The sequence below is a fragment of the Streptomyces sp. NPDC008313 genome (assembly GCF_042956125.1).
Classification (GTDB): Bacteria; Actinomycetota; Actinomycetes; order Streptomycetales; family Streptomycetaceae; genus Streptomyces.
The window spans coordinates 121,130-144,062 of the sequence record NZ_JBIBFR010000016.1 but is presented as its reverse complement, the minus strand read 5'-3'; the positions used below and the strand labels follow the sequence as shown (position 1 = coordinate 144,062).

Below are 22,933 nucleotides of genomic sequence, written 5' to 3'. Positions count from 1 at the left end.
GAGGTGGAGAAGGTCACGTGGGGCTCGGCCGCGAGCAGTGGGGCGCAGCCCGCCGCGCCCGCCGTGAAGGGCCCCGTCCGTCTCCCGGCCCCTCGCCCGTCCGGCCCGCCCAGCCCGCCCACCGTCCACCCCGTCCGCACCGGTGACACCAACCCGGTCATCATGCGCCTGTCAGGGCGGCGGGTTGAGAGCGGGGCGGTGCGGGACCAGTCACGGTGCGGCATCACTCACCAGGCGCCGGGGACGGGGACAGCGAAGCGCCCCGTGCCGCCGTACGGACGGGGCATGGGGCGCTTCGCTGTCGGGAGCCCTGACAGAGGCCTCTGTCAGGGCCGTATCCGCCTACCGGGTCACTTCACCGGCTCCGGTTCCGGCGCGTTCTCCGACTCGGCGGAGCCCGCCGGGGGCTCGTCGTCGGCCGGGGTCCTGACGGAGTCCAGCAGCAGCTGGGCGACGTCGACGACCTGCACGGACTCCTTCGCCTGGCCGCCCGCGGCGGAGCCGCTGTTCGCTTCAGCCTTCTTGCCGTTGACCGAGTCGGTCAGCATGACCAGGCAGAACGGGCAGGCGGTGGAGATGATGTCGGGGTTCAGCGACAGCGCCTCGTCGACCCGCTCGTTGTTGATGCGCTTGCCGATCCGCTCCTCCATCCACATCCGCGCGCCACCGGCGCCGCAGCAGAAGCCGCGCTCCTTGTGGCGGTGCATCTCCTCGTTCCGGACGCCCGGGACGGCGGCGATGATCTCGCGCGGAGGCGTGTAGATCTTGTTGTGGCGGCCCAGGTAGCAGGGGTCGTGGTAGGTGATGATGCCCTCGACCGGGGTGACCGGGAGCAGCTTGCCCTCGTCGACCAGGTGCTGGAGCAGCTGGGTGTGGTGGATGACCTCGTAGTCGCCGCCGAGCTGCGGGTACTCGTTGCCGAGGGTGTTGAGGCAGTGCGGGCAGGTGGCGACGATCTTCTTCGCGGACTTCGGCTTCGCCGACTCCGGGATCACCTTGCCGTCGTCGTCCATCTCCTCGCCGAAGGCGGCGTTGAGGGACATGACGTTCTCCATGCCGAGCTCCTGGAAGAGGGGCTCGTTGCCGAGGCGGCGGGCGGAGTCACCGGTGCACTTCTCGTCGCCGCCCATGATCGCGAACTTGACGCCCGCGATGTGCAGCAGCTCGGCGAAGGCCTTGGTGGTCTTCTTGGCGCGGTCCTCCAGAGCGCCCGCGCAGCCGACCCAGTACAGGTACTCGACCTCGGTGAGGTCCTCGATGTCCTTGCCGACGACCGGGACCTCGAAGTCGAGCTCCTTGAGCCACTCCAGGCGCTGCTTCTTGGCCAGGCCCCAGGGGTTGCCCTTCTTCTCCAGGTTCTTGAGCATCGTGCCCGCCTCGGACGGGAACGCCGACTCGATCATGACCTGGTAGCGGCGCATGTCGACGATGTGGTCGACGTGCTCGATGTCCACCGGGCACTGCTCGACGCAGGCGCCGCAGGTGGTGCAGGACCACAGGACGTCAGGGTCGATGACGCCGTTCTCCTCGAGCGTGCCGATCAGCGGACGCTCGGCCTCCGCGAGGGCCGCCGCGGGGACGTCCTTCAGCTGCTCCTCGGACGCCTTCTCCTCGCCCTCCATCGTCTTGCCGCCGCCGGCCAGCAGGTAGGGGGCCTTGGCGTGCGCGTGGTCGCGCAGGGACATGATCAGGAGCTTGGGGGAGAGGGGCTTGCCGGTGTTCCAGGCGGGGCACTGCGACTGGCAGCGGCCGCACTCGGTGCAGGTGGAGAAGTCCAGCAGGCCCTTCCAGGAGAACTGCTCGACCTGGGAGACGCCGAAGACGTCGTCCTCGCCGGGGTCGGTGAAGTCGATCGGCTTGCCGCCCGACGTCATCGGCTGGAGCTCGCCGAGGGCCGTGCCGCCCTGCGCGTCGCGCTTGAACCAGATGTTCGGGAAGGCGAGGAAACGGTGCCAGGCGACACCCATGTTGGTGTTCAGCGCGACCGTGATCATCCAGATCAGGGAGACGCCGATCTTGATCATCGCGACCAGGTAGACCAGGTTCTGCAGCGTCACGGCGCTCAGGCCCTTGAAGGCCAGGACCAGCGGGTACGAGGCGAAGTACGCGGCCTCGTAGTGGTCCACGTGGTGGATCGCGCCCTCGAGGCCGCGCAGGGTGTAGATCGCCAGGCCGATGGCGAGGATGACGTACTCGACGAAGTAGGCCTGCCAGGCCTTGGAGCCCGCGAAGCGCGACTTGCGGCCGGGGCGGGACGGCAGGTTCAGCAGCCGGATCGCCATCAGGACGAGGATGCCGAGCGTCGTCATCACACCGATGAACTCGATGTACATCTCGAAGGGCAGGAAGCCCCCGAGCACCGGCAGGGTCCAGTCGGCCTCGAACAGCTGCCCGTAGGCCTGGGCCAGGGTCGGCGGAAGCGTCAGGAAGCCGACGGCGACGAACCAGTGCGCGACGCCGACGATCCCCCACCGGTTCATCCGGGTGTGGCCGACGAACTCCTTGGCCAGCGTGACGCTGCGGGCCTTCCATTCGTCGGTGCGGGAACCGGCCGGGACCGGCTGGCCGAGCTTGATGAACCGGTAGATCTGCGCGACGGCTCGGGCGATGAGCGCAACGCCGACCACGGTCAGGACCAGCGACACGATGATCGCGGCGAGCTGCATTTGGGGGCTCCTCGGGCCTGCGAGGTGGGGATTCAGCGGTGGGTAGACAGATTACTAAGCGGTAACTTACCCAGTCCGTCCGACACTACCCACTTCTGCCGCCGCACTGTAGCCGCGCGTGCGGTGATCTGCGTCGCTGAGGGTTGCCTGAGCCGGGGCCGGGCGGGTGCGGGCCGATCGTGTCGATCCCTCCCGGCGAAGGCGCCCATCGGGCCGACCGGGAAAACCTGATCGTGTTATGCACGTCAAATAGTGACATCACCGTCTAAATTAGCGCCGTGCTGTATGGGATCACCGCCGCCGTCGCGGCCCTCCTCCTCACCGCCGTGCTCTGCGCACTGCTGCGGTTCCCCGCGCTGCGGCTCGGCCTCGTCGAGCGGCGCCGGGCCCGGGTCGTGCCCCGGCTCGGCGGCGTCGCGGTCATGGCGGGGACGGGGCTGGTCGCGGGGGCGGGAGAGTGGACCGGCACCTTCCGGCTCGGCTCCGACGCGGCGACGCTGCTGGTCGTGGCGCTCGGCGTGGGCACGCTGGGGCTGGTCGCCGACCTGTGCGCCCTCCCGCTCGCCCTGCGGCTCACCGGCCTCGGCATCGCCTCCGCCCTCGTCGTCCCCTACGACCGGCTCGACGTCGGGGTCGGCGTGCTGGCCGTCGGCTGGATCGTCTTCGGCACGCTCGCCTTCGCCTCCCTCGACCACGCGGACGGGGCCATGGGAGTGGTCGCCGTCGTCACCGCCTTCGCCCTCAGCGGCTGCGCCTCCGCCGCGTTCGCGGACGGGCTCGCCGCCCTGCTGAGTGTGCTGGCCGCGGCGCTCGCCGGGTTCCTGATGCACAACTGGTGCCCGGCCCGGATGGTGTCCGGCCGCTGCGGCGCCCTGTTCACCGGGTTCCTGCTCGCCTCCGGCGGGGTGATGGTGCACGCGGGCCGCGAGGCCGGTCCGGGCCTGGGCGCGCTGTTCGCGCCGACGGCCGTGGCGGTCGCCGACGTCGCCCTCGTCCTGCTCGCGAGCCGCCGCCGGGGCGGCCACGCGGCGCACCGGCTGCGCCGGCTCGGGCTGACCCCGCAGGGCGCCACGCTCTTCCTGGGCCTCGCCGCCGGCGCCTGCGCCCTCGTCGGACTGCTGCTCGACCTCGGCCACGTGAGCCCGAGGGCGCCGCTGTGGGTGGCGGGCGGCACGCTGCTGGCCGTCCTGGTGCTGTCCCGCGTCCCGGCGGGCGGCGCGGCCCGTCCCGGCCGCCGGGGCCGCCCCGGCCGCCCGTACGACACCGGCCGCCGTCCCTACGAGACCGGCCGGACGGGCCCGTACGAGAGCCGCCGCCTCCGCCCGTACGAGAGCCGTCGCGTCCGGCCGCCGCGGGGCCGCGGATTCCGCGATGTTCCGCCGTACGACGACGGGGGTACCCGCGGCCACCGGGCGCCGCGCCCCCGTCCGGGCGGCGGCACCCGTACGGGGAAGGCCCCGGCGGCGTGACCGGCCGCCCGTGAGACGGCCGCCCGGCCCCAGCTCAGTGGCCGCCTGCGGGTAAGCGGAAGATAAGACTTGAGCCCCCTCGACTCAGCTCTGTTGACCCGGCGCCGGGCGTCGTGCACACTTGAGCCAGTTCCACTCAAGTCATGTCAGCTGGAGGAATTGAAATGGCACGTGCGGTCGGCATCGACCTGGGCACGACTAACTCCGTCGTCAGCGTTCTGGAGGGCGGCGAGCCCACCGTCATCACCAACGCCGAGGGTGCCAGGACCACGCCGTCCGTCGTCGCCTTCGCGAAGAACGGTGAGGTGCTGGTCGGCGAGGTCGCCAAGCGCCAGGCGGTCACGAACGTCGACAGGACGGTCCGTTCGGTCAAGCGCCACATGGGCACTGACTGGAAGATCAACCTGGACGGCAAGGACTTCAACCCGCAGCAGATGAGCGCCTTCATCCTGCAGAAGCTGAAGCGCGACGCCGAGGCCTACCTGGGTGAGAAGGTCACGGACGCGGTCATCACCGTCCCGGCGTACTTCAACGACTCCGAGCGCCAGGCCACCAAGGAGGCCGGCGAGATCGCGGGCCTGAACGTCCTGCGCATCGTGAACGAGCCGACCGCCGCCGCCCTGGCGTACGGCCTCGACAAGGACGACCAGACGATCCTCGTCTTCGACCTCGGTGGCGGCACCTTCGACGTGTCCCTCCTGGAGATCGGCGACGGCGTCGTCGAGGTGAAGGCCACCAACGGTGACAACCACCTCGGTGGTGACGACTGGGACCAGCGTGTCGTCGACTACCTGGTGAAGCAGTTCCAGTCCGGTCACGGCGTGGACCTGTCCAAGGACAAGATGGCCCTGCAGCGTCTGCGCGAGGCCGCCGAGAAGGCCAAGATCGAGCTGTCCTCGTCCACCGAGACCTCGATCAACCTGCCCTACATCACGGCGTCCGCCGAGGGCCCGCTGCACCTGGACGAGAAGCTCACCCGCGCCCAGTTCCAGCAGCTCACTGCCGACCTGCTGGAACGCTGCAAGACGCCGTTCCACAACGTCATCAAGGACGCGGGCATCCAGCTGTCCGAGATCGACCACGTCGTTCTCGTCGGCGGCTCCACCCGTATGCCGGCCGTCGCCGAGCTCGTCAAGGAGCTGACCGGCGGCAACGAGGCCAACAAGGGCGTCAACCCCGACGAGGTCGTCGCCATCGGCGCCGCCCTCCAGGCCGGTGTCCTCAAGGGCGAGGTCAAGGACGTCCTGCTCCTCGACGTCACCCCGCTGTCCCTCGGTATCGAGACCAAGGGCGGCATCATGACCAAGCTCATCGAGCGGAACACGACGATCCCGACCAAGCGGTCCGAGATCTTCACCACCGCCGAGGACAACCAGCCCTCCGTGCAGATCCAGGTCTACCAGGGCGAGCGCGAGATCGCGGCGTACAACAAGAAGCTCGGGATGTTCGAGCTGACCGGTCTGCCGCCGGCCCCGCGCGGTGTCCCGCAGATCGAGGTCGCCTTCGACATCGACGCCAACGGCATCATGCACGTGACCGCGAAGGACCTCGGCACGGGCAAGGAGCAGAAGATGACCGTCACCGGCGGCTCCTCGCTGCCGAAGGACGAGGTCGACCGGATGCGCCAGGAGGCCGAGAAGTACGCGGAGGAGGACCACGCCCGCCGCGAGGCCGCCGAGACCCGCAACCAGGGCGAGCAGCTCGTCTACCAGACGGAGAAGTTCCTCAAGGACAACGAGGACAAGGTCCCCGGTGACGTCAAGACCGAGGTCGAGGAGGCCGTCGCCGAGCTGAAGGAGAAGCTCAAGGGCGAGTCCGCCGAGGGCGACAACACGGCGGAGATCCGCACGGCCACCGAGAAGGTCGCCGCCGTCTCCCAGAAGCTGGGCCAGGCCATGTACGCGGACGCCCAGGCCGCGCAGGCGGCCGGAGGCGAGGCCCCCGGCGCCGACGCCGGTGCCAAGTCCGCTGACGACGACGTCGTCGACGCCGAGATCGTCGACGAGGACCGTAAGGACGGTGCCGCGTGACGGAGGAGACCCCGGGTTTCGAAGAGAAGCCTGACGTCCCCTCCGGCGCCACCCCTGACGACGCCGAGCCGCAGACCGCCCCCTCCGCGGAGGAGGGGGCGGCCCCGGCCGGGGACGCATCGGCCGCCGCGCAGACGGCGGGACTGACGGCACAGCTGGACCAGGCGCGCACCGCCCTCGGCGAGCGCACCGCGGACCTCCAGCGGCTCCAGGCCGAGTACCAGAACTACCGCCGCCGGGTCGAGCGCGACCGGATCGCGGTCAAGGAGATCGCCATCGCGAACCTCCTGTCCGAGCTCCTGCCCGTCCTCGACGACATCGGCCGCGCCCGGGAGCACGGCGAACTGGTCGGCGGCTTCAAGTCGGTGGCCGAGTCGCTGGAGACCGTCGCGGCGAAGATGGGACTCCAGCAGTTCGGCAAGGAGGGCGAGCCCTTCGACCCGACGATCCACGAAGCCCTGATGCACAGTTACGCGCCGGACGTCACCGAGACCACGTGCGTGGCGATTCTGCAGCCCGGGTACCGGTTCGGCGAGCGCACCATCCGCCCCGCGCGGGTGGCCGTCGCCGAGCCCCAGCCGGGGGCGCAGGCCGCCAAGTCCGACGAGGCGGCGGAGGCGCCGGACGAGAAGGAGAGCGGTGGCCCGGACGAGGGCTGACGCCGACCGGACGGAACGCACACGGAAGGAGGGACGTCGGGGATGAGTACCAAGGACTTCATCGAGAAGGACTACTACAAGGTCCTCGGCGTCCCCAAGGACGCCACCGAGGCCGAGATCAAGAAGGCGTACCGGAAGCTCGCCCGCGAGTTCCACCCGGACGCCAACAAGGGCAACGCGAAGGCGGAGGAGCGCTTCAAGGAGGTCTCCGAGGCGAACGACGTCCTCGGTGACCCCAAGAAGCGCAAGGAGTACGACGAGGCACGCGCCCTCTTCGGCAACGGCGGCTTCCGTCCGGGGCCCGGAGCGGGCGGCGGCTCCTTCAACTTCGACCTCGGCGACCTCTTCGGAGGCGCCGGTGGCCAGGGCGGCGGCTCGACCGCCCAGGGCGGCTTCGGCGGCGGCATCGGGGACGTCTTCGGCGGCCTGTTCAACCGCGGCGGCGCGGGGGCGGGTACGGGAGCGCGGACCCAGCCCCGGCGCGGCCAGGACATCGACACCGAGGTCACGCTGACCTTCACGGAGGCCGTGGACGGCGCGACGGTGCCGCTGCGGATGTCCTCCCAGGCGCCCTGCAAGGCCTGCTCCGGCACCGGTGACGCGAACGGCACACCGCGCGTGTGCCCGACGTGTGTCGGCACCGGCCAGGTCGCCCGCGGCTCGGGCGGCGGCTTCTCGCTGACCGACCCGTGCCCGGACTGCAAGGGCCGCGGCCTCATCGCCGAGAACCCCTGCGACGTCTGCAAGGGCAGCGGCCGCGCCAAGTCGTCCCGGACCATGCAGGTCCGCATCCCCGCCGGGGTGAGCGACGGCCAGCGCATCCGGCTGCGCGGCAAGGGCGCCCCCGGCGAGCGGGGCGGCCCGGCCGGCGATCTGTACGTCGTCGTCCACGTCGACGCCCACCCCGTCTTCGGCCGCAAGGCCGACAACCTGACGGTCACGGTCCCGGTGACGTTCGCCGAGGCCGCGCTGGGCGGAGAGGTGCGCGTGCCCACGCTGGGCGGCCCGCCGGTCACCCTGAAGCTGCCTCCCGGCACGCCCAACGGCCGTACGATGCGCGCCCGCGGCAAGGGCGCGGTCCGCAAGGACGGCACCCGCGGCGATCTGCTGGTCACCGTCGAGGTGAGTGTCCCCACGGACCTGTCGGGGAAGGCTCGTGACGCGCTGGAGGCGTATCGCGAGGCGACCGCGGAGGAGGATCCGCGGGCGGAGCTGTTCCAGGCCGCGAAGGGAGCATGAGGACGCCATGGATTCGACCGGCCGTCGACGCAACCCGTACGAACTGACCGAGGAGACCCCGGTCTACGTCATCTCGGTGGCGGCCCAGCTCTCGGGTCTGCACCCGCAGACGCTGCGCCAGTACGACCGGCTGGGCCTGGTCTCCCCGGACCGCACCGCGGGCAGGGGCCGCCGCTACTCGGCCCGCGACATCGAACTGCTGCGTGCCGTCCAGCAGTTGTCGCAGGACGAAGGCATCAACCTCGCCGGCATCAAGCGGATCATCGAACTGGAGAACCAGGTCGCCGCGCTGCAGCAGCGCGTCGCCGAGCTCCAGTCGGCGGTCGACGGCGCGGCGGTGGCCATGCAGCAGCGCGAGGCCGCGGTCCACGCCTCCTACCGCCGCGACCTGGTTCCGTACCAGGAGGTCCAGCAGACCAGCGCGCTGGTGGTGTGGCGGCCCAAGCGGCAGCCCTCGGACTGACGGGCGGGCGGCGCGGGCGGGCGGAGGCGTGGGCGGGCGGCGCGGTCACGTCCGCGTCCGTCTCCCCTCCATGGCCACGTCCACGGACACGACGCACGGGTGAGGGCCCGGAGACATCACGTCTCCGGGCCCTCACCCGTGTCCCGGCCCGTTGTGCACGAAGTGCACCGATCGCCATGGGATGTCATCGCGTATGGCGTTTGACCGTCTTGCGGAAACCAGCCGTCGCCCCGCCGGTCGGCCCGGGGTCGCCCCGGCGGCGACGGAAATCAGCCAACGTCCCTCTTCATCGGCGGAGTTGGCCCGTCCGGGTCCAGGATGAAGACGGAGCGAACAGCGTGCGACCCGCTCTTCTCCGACTCTTCACTCGGTTTACACAGAACGCTGTTGCCATCTCGTTAAGTGTTTACTCCTTGACGCTGAGGTGGCTTCCCGCGTTGGCTTTCAGCCAACTGGGTCGCAAAGCTGCAACCTCGCCCGGAAGGCACCTGATGTGAACACTCGTAACACCCGTGTGCGTCGCACGGTCATAGCCCTGGCCACGTCCACGATGGCCGTCACCCTCGCCGCCTGCGGCATGGTGGACGGGATCGGGGGCGGCGGAGACGAGGCGAGCCCGACCAGGGGCGACGACATCACGGTGGGCCTGCTCCTCCCGGAGAAGGCGAACACTCGTTACGAGAAGTTCGACTACCCGATCTTCAAGGAGAAGGTCGAGCAGCTCACGAACCACAAGGGCAGGGTCCAGTACGCCAACGCCGAGCAGAGCGCGTCCAAGCAGAACAGCCAGCTCGCCCAGATGGTCGAGGACAAGGTCGACGTGCTGGTCGTGGACGCGGTCGACTCCAAGGGGATCGCGAGCGGCATCAAGAAGGTGAAGGCGGCCGGTATCCCGGTCATCGCGTACGACAGGCTGGCGCAGGGCCCCATCGACGCGTACATCTCCTTCGACAACGAGCTCGTCGGCGAGGTCCAGGGCCGCGCCCTGGTCGAGTCCCTCGGCGACGGTGCCTCCGGCAAGCAGATCATCATGATGAACGGCGCGGTCACCGACCCGAACGCGGCCCAGTTCAAGGCGGGCGCCATGGCCGAGCTCAAGGACAAGGTGATCATCGCCAAGACGTACGACACCGAGAAGTGGGACCCGAAGAACGCCAAGAAGAACATGGAGCAGGCGATCGCCCAGGTCGGCCTCTCCAACGTCGCCGGCGTCTACTCCGCCAACGACGGCATCGCCGGCGCGGTCATCGACGTCCTGAAGACCGCCGGTGTCAGCAAGGTCCCGCCGGTCACCGGCCAGGACGCCGAGCTCGACGCGGTGCAGCGCATCGTCAAGGGCGACCAGTACATGAGCGTCTACAAGTCGTACCCGCAGGAGGCCAACACGGCCGCCGAGATGGCCGTGGCGAAGGTCCAGGGCCGCACCATCGAGTTCGACGCGCTCACCCGCGCCAAGGCCGACGCCGCCGACGGCACGAAGGTCCCGGCCAAGTTCGTCCCCGTGGTCGCCCTCACCAAAGAGAACATCCAGGACACGGTGGTCAGGGACGGCATCTACACCGTCAAGCAGATCTGCACCTCCAAGTACAAGGCGGGCTGCGCGGCGATCGACCTCAAGTAGAACCCCCGCTTCCGCGCCCGCGCCCGCGCCCCCGTCCTCCGGCAGGACGGGGGCGTGCGCGTGTTCCCCGTCCGTCCCCCCGGTAGGGCGGGGGGCGGGGACATACCCCCCGACGGGTGGGTTCTCCTGCAAATCGTCACCGAGCAGTCTTGGAGCCACAGGAACCGCACAGTCCTCGGACGTGCCGTTCACTCCCTGCCGCTCACCACGGTCGGGGAACTCCGTCAGACGAGGGGACACACACCAGTGAACGTGAGAATCGCACGACGGCTGGGAATCGGCGCCATCGCCGCCCTGGCCCTCAGTACGGCGACTCCTGCCTTCGCGTACGAGATCGGGCCGCACGAGTTCAACGGTGAGCTCCGGTTCTGGACCGAGGGTGACCGCACGATCATGAACATCAAGGACACGGGTTCCAGCCACTGGGTGAACGCGGAGTATTTCCGCGTGGCCCATGAGGGCACCAAGCTGACCCTGTGGAACAAGGACGGCCCCAACGGTCCGTCCGACAACGACGGCAACCGGGGGACGGTCGAGAGCGGCAGGCACTCCGAGATCTACAAGGCCCGCGGCACGGTGTCACGCAACAACCTGCCCGACCACCACACCGACTGGCACTCCGGCTGACGGCGACCCGCCGGCCCAGTCGTCATACCGCCTGACCGAGGGGCCGACCGGCCTCTCGGTCAGGCTGCGTTGTCGGCGCCGTGCGAATCGAGTGATCCCCCCGAGCAAGGGAGCTCCGCGTGACCTTATCCCCCGTCCCCCATGCCCCGCCCGTGCTGGAACTGAGCGAGGTGGTCTACGGCGTGTCCGGCCGAAGCCTGCTCGCCGGAGCCGAACTCAGCGTCCCGGCCGGCCGTTCCGTCTCCGTGATGGGCCCCTCCGGAAGCGGCAAGTCCACCCTGCTGATGTGCGTCATGGGGCTGATCCGTCCCCAGTCGGGGCGTGTCGAGGTGGTGGGGCAGGACGTGACCCGGCTGTCCTCCCGCACCCTCGCCGCGCACCGGAGGCGGCACATCGGCATGGTCTTCCAGTTCGGCGAACTCCTTCCCGAACTCACGCCGGTCGAGAACGTGATGATCGCAAGCCTGCTGGCGGGTGAGGCTGTCGCCGATGCCCGCTCACGCGCCGAGTCGCTGCTCGCCCTTCTCGGCGTACCCGAGGCGACGGCCACACGGGATCTGTCCGGCGGCGAGAGGCAGCGAGTCGCCGTGGGGCGCGCCCTGGTCAACACGCCCGAACTGCTGCTGGCGGACGAGCCGACCGGGGCGTTGGACGGCGAGCAACGGGAAGCCGTGGCCGACCTGCTGTTCAGCACTTCGCGGGAACGCGGGTGCGCCCTGGTGGTGGTGACGCACGACCCGACGGTGGCCGACCGTGCCGACGTGCGGTTGCGACTGCACGAGGGACGACTCGTCCAGGTCCAGGAAGCGCGATGAGGGCCGGCCTGAGATGGCGGCTGCTCCGCATGGGGCGGGCAGCGTCCCTCGCGGCCGAAGCGGGCCGCGTCCGGTACCTCGCGCTGTTCGCCGCCACCGTCGTGGCGGTTCTCGCCGTCTGCGGGTTCCTGCTCGCCGCGGCCTCTTTCGACGGCCGGGCCGAGCGCAGCCAGGCCCGTTGGCCGCAGGCCGCCCACACCGGCTCCGCCACACTGCTCTGGCGGGCGACGTCGGCGAGCGTCGACGACCGCCAGTACGACGTGGTCTACATCGAGCCCCTCACCCCCAGCGCACCCCTGCCGCCCGGCCGAAGCCCGGCCAGGCGGTGCTCTCGCCCGCCCTGCAGGCGGTCGGCAGCCAGGTGCGGGGCGAGTACGGCCGGCCCGTGGGCAGCATCGCCCCGGACGGGCTGGAGTCGCCGAGCGAGTACTTCGCGTACGTACGGCCGACCGCCGAGCGGCTGGATCCCGAGGGAATGACCAAGGTCTCGGGCTTCGGCGCCTCCTGGACACCGCCGCTCGGCGAACACCTCTACAACTTCGGCTCGAACGAGTTCACCTGGGCGTACCTGGCACTGGTGGGCCTCCCGGCCGGGCTGTTCGTGGTCATCGCCGCGCGGGTCGGCGCGGCCGCACGGGACCGCAGGACAGCGATCCTGACCGCACTGGGCGCCTCGGGCGGAGCCCGGGCCTGGTTCACGGCGGGGGAGGCGTTCGTACCCGTGGCCCTCGGCGCGGCGGTGGCGGCCGTGCTGGTCGCTCCCGTACTCCTCACCGACGTGCCGTTGCCCGTCGTCGACTTCGTGCTGTACTCGCCCGACGCCCGCGCCGCGCTCCCCGGCCTCGTCGCCGCGGCGCTGGGCCTGCCGTTCGCCGTTCTGGCCGCCGTGGTGCTGCTGCAGCCGCCGTACCGGCCGGGCGCCTCGACCCGGCCCGTGAGCGCCGGACGGCGCCGCGAGTGGATGCTGTGGCTGTTCCCCGTCGCCCTCTTCGGAACGGTGCGAGGCACGGACCTGGCCCCCTACGACCTGCGCCTGCCCGTCCTGGCGGCCGGCAGCGTGATCACCGTCGCCCTGTTGCCCGGCGTGACCGGTGCCGTGGTGTCCTCCGTCGGACCCGTACTGGCGAGGTCAGGTGCCGCGCGCGGCCGGGTCGGCATGCTGGTCGCCGGCCGGCGGCTCGCGGTGGGCGCCCGTCCGGTCGCGCGACTGGTGGCCGCCGTGGTCGTCGCGATCGGTCTCGCCGCCCAGGGGCAGATCGCGATCAGCCTGTTCACGGACACGAGCGATCAGGTCCACGCTGTGGAGGAACACCTCGGCACCAGCGTGGTGGGCGTGTCGACCACCCTGTCCACGACCATGGCCGACGTGCCGTCGTTCGAACGGGCCCTGGGGACGGGAGTGCACGCCCTGGCCGTGAAGAGGAACTTCCGGACGGGACGGATCGATCTCATCGCGGACTGCCCTGCCTGGCACGGGCTGGGGGTCGATTGTCCGGCCGCGGTCCCTGCCGAACTGCGTACGCGCCACGCAGGCCTGGCCCAGGCGGCGGAGCTGGAGCGGTCGGTCGGAACGCGCCTCTACGCCAGTGAGGGGGACGTGTCCAAGATGGTGCGTACGTCCGAGGAGCCGGCCCTGGTGGTCGTGGCTCAGGACGGCCGACAACTGTCGCTCGCACAGGTGCACCGAGCCGCCAACGCGCATCTGGCGATGGCGACGGACGTGCGGGTGTTCGCGATGGAAGGCACCCTCGGTGGGAGCGGGGAGGGTATCGCGGCTCAGCGGTGGCTGGAACTGCTCTCCGTCGCGGGGGTGCTGGTGATCGTGGCCGTGGCCGGCATCGGCTCCGTGGCCCAGTTCGTCCGGACGGGCCGCGAACTGGGCCCGGTCTCGGTGCTCAGCGGCAACGGCCGCGTGTACTACGCGGTCTCCGTCTGGTCACTCCTCGCGCCCACCGCCTTCGCGGTGTCCGCGGCCGTCGCCGTGACCTGGTACGTGACCACACCGCTGATGGCGGACTCCGCCGACCGGCTGGCCGCGCTGTCGGCGGTGGGCGCGGCCGGGCTGGGATGCGCGGTGGTGATGGCCTGGTGGGGCGCACGGACGGCGTCGGCGGCGGGGCTGTTGTGGCGCCCGCGCAACGAGTGACGCGAAGCGTCTGCCGGCGACGGCCGAAGGGGTGCCGTTCGTAGGCGACGCGGAGGACCTGCCGCGGCCGAGGGGTGTGGGCATACGGCCCACACCCCTCTGTCGTTTGCCGCCTGGCGCCTGGCGCCTGGCGCCTGGCGCTTCTCCGCGAGGTATGAGCCGTGCGCCTGCTGCACGGAACCCACGATCGGGTGCGATGCGGTGCGGTGCGGGGCCGTCAGGGCCTTCGTGGGCCGTCGTTCGCGGTGGCGTTCGGCGTCAGGGGGTCCGTCGGGTGGTGCGCCGCGGGCACCTGTGCCTGCCACACGATGCGGGAGGCATGGACGCGGTTGTCGACGTCGAGCTTCGTGTAGACCCCGCGGATATGGTCCTTGACCGTGTGCGTGCTGATGCCCAGCGTCGCCGCCATGGCAGGGGTCGAGACCCCGTCCGCCATGAGATGCAGGATCTCCCGTTCCCGGGAACTGAGCTTGCGCAGCAGACCGCGCGCCGCGGCCACGTCGTCGGCCGCACGGCTGGGCTGAAGGTACTGGTCGACCAGGAACTGTGCCGCCACGGGGCCGAGAGCGATCGTCCCCGCGGCGGCTGCCCTCACCGCCCACGGCAGGTGCCGCAAAGAGTCACCGCGCAGCAGGATTCCGCGGGCTCCGTGGCGGAGCAGGATGCGTGTGGAGTGTTCCGACAAGTGGCCGACCAGTACGACGTGCGCCGGCGCCGGGACGGAGGCATGGGCCATCCGCTGTGCCGCGGCTGCCGGTGACCGGAGGACCTCGAGGGCCTCCTTCGGACTGTGGTGGCTGGTGACCAGAACGTCCGGACGGGACGTCCGCGCCACGTGCGACGCCCGGTCCACCGAGTCCTCGCCCACGATCCGGATCCGTTCGTCCACCTCCAGGACACGTTTGACTCCGGCGCGTTCCAGCGCCTGCCGACCGAGAATGCCCACGCGTACCACGATCTTCGTCCTCCCCCGGTTCCCCACCCACTCGCCGTGCAGCAGCCCTTGGTCATCGCCGACGTGGTCACGGTCGGCGGTACGGGCACGGCGGGCGGAGCCGGTCAAGCTCCGCTGTCACTCAGCATGCACGCAGCGTGTACGTTCTCGACACCTTCAGCTTGTTGCAAGGGCGAGGAGCGGAGGGCGTTCGTATCGGTGCATATCGTTTTTTGTCTGACGCCTGCGTGGGGTGACCCGTGTTGCGGACCGGGGCGCGGCCGCGCATAGTTGCGCTGCGGAAAGATCCGGAACCGGGGGTGGGATGGGCGATGACCGGGCACGGGGCGGAGGAGCATCCACACGGTGCCGATCGGCTGTGCGCGGCCGGGGACCGCGTGTACTCCCGGGCCGTACGGCGGGGCCGGGTGCCGCGCCGGGACGCGGAGACGGTGCCCTGCCTGCTGGAGCTGGCCCTGCTGCACCCCGACCCCGACGACATGGACTGGTTCGTGCCGACCTCCCCGCAGGAGGTCATGACCCGGCTGCTGCGCGGGGTGCGTGACGAGGTCAGCGCCAGCGAACGGCGCGTGGGCTCCGCGGTGGAGGCCTTCGAGCGGTACGCGGGCCTCGGCCGGCAGGTCGTGAGCCCGGCCGCCACGGAGGGCACGGCGGTCCGCGTGCTGGACGGGCTGGCCCGGATCCAGGCTGCCATGGACGAGGCGACACAGGCCTGCTCGACGGAAGTGCTCACCGTCCAGCCCGGCGGCATCCGGCGTGAGCACGAGCTGGCGGAGGGGCTGCCGCGGGCGCTGGCGCTGCGCGGGCGCGGGGTGCGGATGCGGGACCTGTACACGCATGTCGCCCGGCACGGCCAGGGGCTGCTCAACTACCTGGAGCTGATGGGCGACGCGGTGGAGGCACGCACCCTCGACGAGGTCGTCGACCGCCTCATCCTCTTCGACCGCACGGTGGCCTTCATCCCCGCCAACAGCGACCACACGATGGCTCTCGAACTACGCCACCCCGCGCTGATCACCTACCTCGTCACGGTCTTCGAGCGCCTGTGGCAGCTGGCGATCCCGCTGACGGCCCCTCTCCCCGACACTGGCATCGAAGGCATCTCCCACCGCGAGCAGTCCATCGCGGCGCTGCTGGCGGAGGGCCACCAGGACGCGGCGATCGCGGAGCGGCTGGGCATAAGCGTCCGTACGGCCCGCGCCCACATCGCCCGCCTCTCGGAGACCCTGGGCGCGGCCAGCCGCACGCAGTTGGGCGTACGCATAGCCAAGGCCGGCCTGGACAACGCCCCCGCCGGCACGGCGGCGGCCACACCCTTCACCGTTCCTGGTCCAGAATCCCCGACCGTCCGATGAGATAGCCGAGCTGTGCGCGGCTCTCACTGCCGAGGGTGGCGGCGAGTTTGGCGATGTGGACGCGGGCGGTACGGACGTTCAGGCCGAGGCGTTCGGCGATGGCGGCGTCGGTGTGTCCTTCGACGAGGAGTGCGGCTATGGCGCGCTGGCGGGGGGTGATGCCGTCGAGGGTGGGCTGGTGGACGGCTTCGGGGTGCATGGGGGTGGCCAGGTGCCAGAAGCGGTCGAAGGTGTTGACGAAGTACGTGACGAGGGCGGGGTGGCGTACTTCGAGGGCGAGGGAGCGGTCGGCACTGGCGGGGATGAACGCGACCGTACGGTCCACGATGATGAGGCGTTCCGTGATTTCGTCCAGGGTGCGCGCCTCCACGTCCCCGGTGAGTTGCTCGTAGCGGGCGTGTGTGTAGGGGGAGTGGCGGACGGTGTGCTGGTACAGAGCGCGGATGCGGGCGCCGCGGTCGAGGAATGCCTGGTCCCGTTCCATGGCGGCGTCGTGGACGTCAGGGCGTCTGGTGAGGTGGGGGCCGTACGGCTGGATGCTCAGTACCTGGGTGTCCGCCTCGGCCATGGCTTCGGCGATGGCCTGGCTCGTCCGCTCCTTGCTGCTGAGGATCCTCAGTCCCGGAGTGTCCTCGCTCGCCGCGTCATGTCTTCCGAGGCGTATGAGGGGCTCGATGGCATCGGCGATGCGTTGCCCGCGCCGCCGTTCGTCGGCGATGCGGTCCTCCGAGGCGCGCAGCAGCCGTTGCAGGGCGACCGTCGGTGCGACCGGCTCCAGCCGGGTCAGGTCTTCGACAGTCGGGTGCATGAGGCCCGTGTCGATGAGGCAGGGCGCCGCTAAGGCCTCCGCGCTGGGGAGGCACTCGTCGCGCAGAGCGCGTGCGTAGAGTTCGAGGCCTGTCTCACACACCATCTCCGATCTGTGCTCGTGTGCCTCGTCGGTCACGGCTGGCTCTCTTCACCCAGATCCCGGTGTTCCTGTTCGAGGATTCCCGACTGTGCGATGAGGTAGCCGAGTTGAGCGCGGCTTCCGCTGCCGAGGACGGTGGCCAGCTTGGCTATGTGGGCGCGGCAGGTGCGGACGTTCATACCGAGCCGGCGCGCGATCGCCTCGTCGACGTGGCCCTCCACGAGGAGCTTGGCTATGGAGTGCTGGATGTCGGTGATGCCGTCGGGGGCGGTCTCGTAGGGGGCGCCGGCGGACAGTGGCACCGCGCGACCCCACATGAACTCGAACACCTTGGTGAGGTAGCGCACCAGTCCGGGGTGGCGCAGTTCCAGGGCGACCTGCCGGTCATCACGGACGGGGATGAAGGCGACGGCCTCGTCACAGATGATGAGGCGCTCGACGAGTTCGTCGATGGTGCGGTACTCGACCTTGCCGTTCGCGAACTGGTCGACGTAGGCGAGCCGTTCGGGGTTGTACCGCGCGGTGTGCTGGTAGAGGGTTCGGATGCGCACCCCGCGCTCGATCAGCGGCTTGTCACGCTCCAGTGCTTCCACGAGGCGGTTCTCGGCGCTGCGGGCGCTGCCACTCGGCTGAACAGTGAGCATCTCGGTCCGGCAATGGGCCGTGGCCAGGTCGAGAGCCGCGTTGATGCGGTCCAGGCCTTCCAGCACGCTGATGGAGTGGGTCGGGGCGATGTCCTGGACACCGAGGGCCATGAACGGCTCGAAGATTTCGGAGAGTGCGATCGACGCCCGTCGATGCTCGGTGATGTCGCGCTCGATGGGGTTGAGCCGTTGCGCCAGGGCGATCGCCGGGGGTACAGGACGCAGCCATTCCGCATCATCCGGATCGGGGTGAAGCAGCGCGAACTCCACCAGGCACGGAGCGGACTCGGCCTCGGTCCGCAGGATGCGTCCCGTTCGCAGAGCATCTGCGTAAAGGCGCCTTCCGTCCTCACAGAGCTCGGTAACCGCATGGGGATGTGTCGCATTAGTCCCATTCGATACCAAATCTCCACCCCCCAGGGTCCTGAACGTGCAGGAACATGATGCACCGATTGTGTGGCCATGACGTGCCTGAATGAGCCATCGTCTTATCGGACGGGGGATAGAGGGGATCTTCAAGTGAGGACGAAGCCGACTATGGGTAAGAAAATGCTTCGCTCGGTGCTTGTTGTCGCCGCCTCCGCCGTTGTGGCCTTCGGAGCTCTGGCTGGCCTCTCCGGTGCGAAGAGCGACGCGCACGGTGCGGTTGTTGGAGTCCAGATTGCGCCAGCCGTCGGTGACGTGGTAGCCAGTCCCCCGGCGGACAGCAAGTGGGACTGATCGCGATGACCACGCCACCCGACGACCGCTCCTTCCGCCGAGAAATGGCCACCGCCTACCGTTCCGGCTGGCACTTCATCGATCTGGCCACCGCTATCCCCCACAGCGGTGACTCGTTGATGGTGACGGTGTTCGGTGAACCGGTGGTCGTCACCCGGGACGACGACGAGGACGTACGGGCCTACCGGTGCCTGCGTCGCCCCCGGGGCGCGCCGCAGCCGGTGCGGTGCGCCATCCGGTACGGAATGATCTTTGTGAACCTCGACCAGCGTGACCATCAGCTGGTGGAGCCCGAAGCCCCGGGCGCCATGACCATCTCAGCCACCCCCCGCAGTGCCTGACGCGATTCCCCCGTCGTTGTAGATCGCTCAGGCGCTTCCCCCCGCAGCGGCGTCACCGTGACCTGAACACGGTGACGCCGCTGCAGTTTTACGTGAAACCCCGCCGTAACGGCGCTTTCCGTCGCCGGTGTTCCCGCCGCCCCGGCGAAGAGTGGCCGAGATCAGCGGTGCGCCCCGCGCTCATCTGTGCTGGGCGATCACTCACCTGTTGCCCATCGCCGACGTCAGTTCGATCTCGATGACCACGCGCGACGGATTCGGCGACGGCGTCCGCCCGTACCGCTCCGCGTAGCGCCGTTCCGCCTCCGCGACGCGTGCCGGGTCCGTGGAGACCGTCGCGCGGCCCTCCAGGGTGGCCCAGCGCCGTCCGTCGACCTGGCAGACGGCGACCCGGGCCCCCTCGGCGCCCGCGGCCGTCACGTTCCGCACCTTGGCGCTGGACTTGTTCGCGATGACCCGGGCCAGGCCGGCCTCGGGGTCGTACGTGACGCCGACGGGCACGACGTGCGGCGAGCCGTCGGGCCGGGGCGTCGTGAGCGTGCACAGGTGCCGTTCGCGCCAGAAGCTGAGACGGTCGGGATCCGGGTGCCGCGGATCCGTTGCGGAGGAGGCCATGGGCGTGAATGTACTGCCCGCGGTCGGTGTACCCGGCCCGGTACCGGTACTTGTGCAGCGGCACGCGTGCCCGCCTGCACGCGTGCGTGCGCGCCACCCCCGCTCGCCGCCGCCGGAACGGATCTCCCGCCGAGCCACCCCCGAGAAGCTGTCCTTGTGGACCTGAGTGGAATAGACTCAACTTTGTGCACGTTGACCCAGTCAGTGTTCCAGTCGGTGTTGCTTCGGCAGCGCTGAGGGAAACCGGTTGACGCAAGGAGCGAGGAGGAGACAGCCACCGTGGACGCCGAGCTGACCAACAGGAGCCGGGACGCGATCAACGCGGCCAGTACCCGCGCCGTGTCCGGAGGCCACCCGGACCTGACACCCGCCCACCTGCTGCTCGCGCTGCTCGAGGGCCAGGACAACGAGAACATCACCGACCTGCTGGCCGCCGTCGACGCGGACCAGGCGGCCGTACGGGCGGACGCCGAGCGCGTGCTCGCCGGCCTGCCCAGCGTGACCGGATCCACCGTCGCGCCCCCGCAGCCCAACCGCGAGATGCTCTCCGTCATCGCCGACGCCTCCGAGCGCGCGAAGGACCTGGGCGACGAGTACCTGTCCACGGAGCACCTGCTCATCGGGATCGCCGCGAAGGGCGGCCGGGCCGGCGACGTACTCTCCCAGCAGGGCGCGAGCGCGAAGAGGCTGCTGGAGGCGTTCCAGAAGGCGAAGGGAGGGCGCAGGGTGACCACGCCCGATCCCGAGGGCCAGTACAAGGCTCTCGAGAAGTTCGGAACCGACTTCACCGCGGCCGCGCGGGAGGGCAAGCTCGACCCGGTCATCGGCCGGGACCAGGAGATCCGCCGGGTGGTCCAGGTGCTGTCCCGGCGCACCAAGAACAACCCCGTCCTCATCGGCGAGCCCGGCGTCGGCAAGACCGCCGTCGTCGAGGGGCTCGCGCAGCGGATCGTCAAGGGCGACGTGCCCGAGTCGCTGCGCAACAAGCGGCTGGTCGCGCTGGACCTCGGCGCGATGGTCGCCGGAGCCAAGTACCGCGGCGAGTTCGAGGAGCGGCTGAAGACCGTTCTCGCCGAGATCAAGGGCAGCGACGGGCAGATCATCACGTTCATCGACGAGCTGCACACCGTCGTCGGAGCAGGCGCGGGCGGTGACTCCGCGATGGACGCCGGCAACATGCTGAAGCCGATGCTGGCCCGCGGCGAGCTGCGCATGGTCGGCGCGACGACCCTGGACGAGTACCGGGAGCGGATCGAGAAGGACCCCGCCCTGGAGCGCCGCTTCCAGCAGGTGCTGGTGGCCGAGCCCGGTGTCGAGGACACCATCGCGATCCTGCGCGGGCTCAAGGGACGCTACGAGGCCCACCACAAGGTGCAGATCGCCGACAGCGCGCTGGTCGCCGCGGCCACGCTCTCCGACCGGTACATCACCTCCCGCTTCCTCCCCGACAAGGCCATCGACCTCGTCGACGAGGCCGCCTCCCGGCTGCGCATGGAGATCGACTCGTCCCCGGTCGAGATCGACGAACTCCAGCGGGCCGTCGACCGGTTGCGGATGGAGGAGCTGGCGCTCGTCAAGGAGACCGACGCCGCCTCGCGCGAACGCCTGGACAAGCTGCGCCGCGACCTCGCCGACAAGGAGGAGGAGCTGCGCGGCCTCACCGCCCGCTGGGAGAAGGAGAAGGAGTCCCTCAACCGCGTCGGTGAGCTGAAGGAGAGGCTCGACGACCTGCGCGGCCAGGCCGAACGGGCCCAGCGCGACGGCGACTTCGACACCGCGTCCAAGCTGCTGTACGGGGAGATCCCCACCCTGGAGCGCGACCTGGAGGCCGCCTCCGAGGCGGAGGAGGCGTTGTCGACTTCCGCCTCCGGCGAGGGCGCCCGCGACACCATGGTCAAGGAGGAGGTCGGCCCCGACGACATCGCGGACGTCGTCGGTTCCTGGACCGGCATCCCCGCGGGCCGGCTCCTGGAGGGCGAGACCCAGAAGCTGCTGCGCATGGAGGACGAGCTCGGGCGGCGGCTGATCGGCCAGACCGAGGCCGTGCGGGCCGTGTCGGACGCGGTGCGGCGCACCCGCGCCGGGATCGCCGACCCGGACCGGCCCACCGGTTCCTTCCTCTTCCTCGGCCCCACCGGTGTCGGCAAGACCGAACTCGCCAAGGCACTCGCCGACTTCCTCTTCGACGACGAGCGGGCCATGGTCCGCATCGACATGTCGGAGTACGGGGAGAAGCACAGCGTCGCCCGGCTGGTCGGCGCGCCTCCCGGGTACGTCGGCTACGAGGAGGGCGGCCAGCTGACGGAGGCGGTCCGCCGCCGCCCGTACAGCGTCGTGCTCCTCGACGAGGTGGAGAAGGCGCACCCGGAGGTCTTCGACGTCCTGCTCCAGGTGCTGGACGACGGGCGGCTGACCGACGGTCAGGGCCGCACGGTCGACTTCCGCAACACCATCCTGGTCCTCACCTCCAACCTGGGCAGCCAGTTCCTGGTGGACCCCCTGCTCAGCGAAGAGGAGAAGAAGGAACAGGTGCTGCTGACTGTCCGGTCCTCCTTCAAGCCGGAGTTCCTCAACCGGCTCGACGACCTGGTGGTCTTCTCGGCGCTGGACAAGGACGAACTCGCACGCATCGCGCGCCTGCAGACCGACCGGCTCGCGAAGCGGCTCGCCGAGCGCCGGCTCACCCTGGAGATCACGGACGCGGCGCTGGTCTGGCTCGCCGACGAGGGCAACGACCCGGCCTACGGGGCGCGCCCGCTGCGCCGTCTCGTCCAGACCGCGATCGGCGACCGGCTCGCCAAGGAGATCCTTTCCGGTGAGATCAAGGACGGCGACACGGTCCGCGTGGACACGTTCGGCGACGGTCTGATCGTGGGGCCGTCGACGGGCAAGACGCTGTAGCGCGCCGCCGCACCAGGGCGGAAACGGCCCCGGCACGACCGTGCCGGGGCCGCTTCGTGCCCTGAATGAGCCACTGGCGCGCGACGCGTCGGTGCAGTCGGTTGCTGGTCACGGGCCAAGCGAGAGAGGGTGGGGTGTGTACGTCTGGTCTCAGCTATGGCCGGACGAGCCAGACGACCGCAGGAGTGTCCAAGTATGTCCATCGACCCGTCCTCGATCCCGAATTTCGGCGGCCAGCCCGAGCCGCAGCCCGGCGGACCGGCGGGCCCCGTCGTTCCGGATCAGGACCTCGTGAAGCAGCTCCTCGACCAGATGGAGCTCAAGTACGTCGTCGACGACGAGGGTGACCTCGCGGCGCCGTGGGAGCAGTTCCGTACGTACTTCATGTTCCGCGGCGAGGGGGACCAGCAGGTCTTCTCGGTGCGGACGTTCTACGACCGCCCGCACGGGATCGACGAGAAGCCCCAGCTTCTCGAGTCGATCGACGACTGGAACCGGCGCACGCTGTGGCCGAAGGTCTACAGCCACACGCACGACGACGGCACGGTCCGTCTCATCGGCGAGGCGCAGATGCTGATCGGCACCGGCGTCAGCCTGGAGCACTTCGTGTCGTCCACGGTCAGCTGGGTGCGGGCCGCGATCGAGTTCGACAAGTGGCTCGTCGAGCAGCTCGGCCTGGAGCAGGACGTCGACGGCACGGGCACCGAGAAGCCCGACGAGTCCGGCGGTGACGTGGAGTAGTCCGCGGCGAGCCGAC

Annotated in this window: 18 protein-coding genes; 13 read left to right on the top strand and 5 right to left on the bottom strand. The window is 70.2% G+C overall.

Going from position 1 to position 22,933, the window contains the following annotated elements:
• Positions 1-350: 350 nt before the first annotated feature.
• A complete protein-coding gene (locus ACFY93_RS22580) occupies positions 351-2,666 on the bottom strand; it encodes a heterodisulfide reductase-related iron-sulfur binding cluster (RefSeq protein WP_391361876.1) in 2,316 nt (771 codons plus the stop codon).
• 278 nt (positions 2,667-2,944) lie between these two features.
• Between ACFY93_RS22580 and ACFY93_RS22575 the strand changes: the two genes are divergently transcribed.
• The 9 genes from ACFY93_RS22575 to ACFY93_RS22535 all read left to right on the top strand — a co-directional run bounded on the left by ACFY93_RS22575 (position 2,945) and on the right by ACFY93_RS22535 (position 13,735).
• Entirely contained in the window at positions 2,945-4,135 is a 1,191-nt protein-coding gene (locus ACFY93_RS22575; protein ID WP_391361874.1) for an undecaprenyl/decaprenyl-phosphate alpha-N-acetylglucosaminyl 1-phosphate transferase, read from the top strand.
• A gap of 164 nt (positions 4,136-4,299) precedes the next feature.
• Positions 4,300-6,165 carry a molecular chaperone DnaK gene (gene dnaK / locus ACFY93_RS22570; RefSeq protein ID WP_391361871.1) on the top strand — a complete coding sequence of 622 codons (1,866 nt, stop codon included), beginning with the start codon at positions 4,300-4,302 and terminating at the stop codon, positions 6,163-6,165.
• Positions 6,162-6,824, top strand: a complete 663-nt coding sequence (gene grpE, locus ACFY93_RS22565; RefSeq protein WP_391361868.1) for a nucleotide exchange factor GrpE — start codon at positions 6,162-6,164, stop codon at positions 6,822-6,824. The genes dnaK and grpE overlap by 4 nt, the downstream gene beginning before the upstream one ends.
• Before the next feature lie 42 nt (positions 6,825-6,866).
• Positions 6,867-8,063, top strand: a complete 1,197-nt coding sequence (gene dnaJ, locus ACFY93_RS22560; RefSeq protein WP_391361866.1) for a molecular chaperone DnaJ — start codon at positions 6,867-6,869, stop codon at positions 8,061-8,063.
• A gap of 7 nt (positions 8,064-8,070) precedes the next feature.
• Positions 8,071-8,526, top strand: coding sequence for a heat shock protein transcriptional repressor HspR (locus tag ACFY93_RS22555; protein ID WP_391361865.1), 456 nt, complete (start codon positions 8,071-8,073; stop codon positions 8,524-8,526).
• Positions 8,527-9,019: 493 nt separating this feature from the next.
• Complete coding sequence (locus ACFY93_RS22550) at positions 9,020-10,147, top strand: substrate-binding domain-containing protein (protein ID WP_391361863.1); 1,128 nt, start codon at positions 9,020-9,022, stop codon at positions 10,145-10,147.
• A gap of 252 nt (positions 10,148-10,399) precedes the next feature.
• A complete protein-coding gene (locus ACFY93_RS22545) occupies positions 10,400-10,774 on the top strand; it encodes a hypothetical protein (protein ID WP_391361860.1) in 375 nt (124 codons plus the stop codon).
• 119 nt (positions 10,775-10,893) lie between these two features.
• Entirely contained in the window at positions 10,894-11,589 is a 696-nt protein-coding gene (locus ACFY93_RS22540; protein WP_391361858.1) for an ATP-binding cassette domain-containing protein, read from the top strand.
• Between the two features lie 325 nt (positions 11,590-11,914).
• Complete coding sequence (locus ACFY93_RS22535) at positions 11,915-13,735, top strand: hypothetical protein (protein ID WP_391361852.1); 1,821 nt, start codon at positions 11,915-11,917, stop codon at positions 13,733-13,735.
• 217 nt (positions 13,736-13,952) lie between these two features.
• Here the strand turns inward: ACFY93_RS22535 and ACFY93_RS22530 are convergent, their stop codons facing one another.
• Positions 13,953-14,798: a LuxR C-terminal-related transcriptional regulator gene (locus tag ACFY93_RS22530; protein WP_391361849.1), complete on the bottom strand. Its 846-nt coding sequence runs from the start codon at positions 14,796-14,798 to the stop codon at positions 13,953-13,955.
• 203 nt (positions 14,799-15,001) lie between these two features.
• On the opposite strand from ACFY93_RS22530, the gene ACFY93_RS22525 reads away from it, so the two are divergent.
• Positions 15,002-16,045 (top strand): LuxR C-terminal-related transcriptional regulator, encoded by a 1,044-nt coding sequence (locus ACFY93_RS22525; RefSeq protein ID WP_391361846.1) that lies wholly within the window; start codon positions 15,002-15,004, stop codon positions 16,043-16,045.
• On the opposite strand, the gene ACFY93_RS22520 is transcribed toward ACFY93_RS22525, so the two are convergent.
• A complete protein-coding gene (locus ACFY93_RS22520) occupies positions 16,008-16,958 on the bottom strand; it encodes a LuxR C-terminal-related transcriptional regulator (protein ID WP_391361841.1) in 951 nt (316 codons plus the stop codon). The two genes, ACFY93_RS22525 and ACFY93_RS22520, sit on opposite strands and share 38 nt — an antisense overlap.
• Before the next feature lie 29 nt (positions 16,959-16,987).
• Positions 16,988-18,004 carry a helix-turn-helix transcriptional regulator gene (locus ACFY93_RS22515; protein ID WP_391361838.1) on the bottom strand — a complete coding sequence of 339 codons (1,017 nt, stop codon included), beginning with the start codon at positions 18,002-18,004 and terminating at the stop codon, positions 16,988-16,990.
• Positions 18,005-18,324: 320 nt separating this feature from the next.
• Here ACFY93_RS22515 and ACFY93_RS22510 point away from each other — a divergent pair, with 320 nt between their 5' ends.
• The gene (locus tag ACFY93_RS22510) at positions 18,325-18,660 is read left to right on the top strand and encodes a hypothetical protein (RefSeq protein WP_391361835.1); all 336 of its coding nucleotides are present in this window, start codon (positions 18,325-18,327) and stop codon (positions 18,658-18,660) included.
• 201 nt (positions 18,661-18,861) lie between these two features.
• On the opposite strand, the gene ACFY93_RS22505 is transcribed toward ACFY93_RS22510, so the two are convergent.
• Positions 18,862-19,275, bottom strand: coding sequence for a TIGR03618 family F420-dependent PPOX class oxidoreductase (locus ACFY93_RS22505; RefSeq protein ID WP_391361832.1), 414 nt, complete (start codon positions 19,273-19,275; stop codon positions 18,862-18,864).
• A 279-nt stretch (positions 19,276-19,554) separates the two neighbouring features.
• Between ACFY93_RS22505 and clpB the strand changes: the two genes are divergently transcribed.
• Both clpB and ACFY93_RS22495 read left to right on the top strand, forming a co-directional pair.
• Complete coding sequence (clpB, locus tag ACFY93_RS22500) at positions 19,555-22,176, top strand: ATP-dependent chaperone ClpB (protein WP_391361829.1); 2,622 nt, start codon at positions 19,555-19,557, stop codon at positions 22,174-22,176.
• 195 nt (positions 22,177-22,371) lie between these two features.
• Positions 22,372-22,917 (top strand): YbjN domain-containing protein, encoded by a 546-nt coding sequence (locus ACFY93_RS22495; RefSeq protein ID WP_391361827.1) that lies wholly within the window; start codon positions 22,372-22,374, stop codon positions 22,915-22,917.
• Positions 22,918-22,933: the final 16 nt, after the last annotated feature.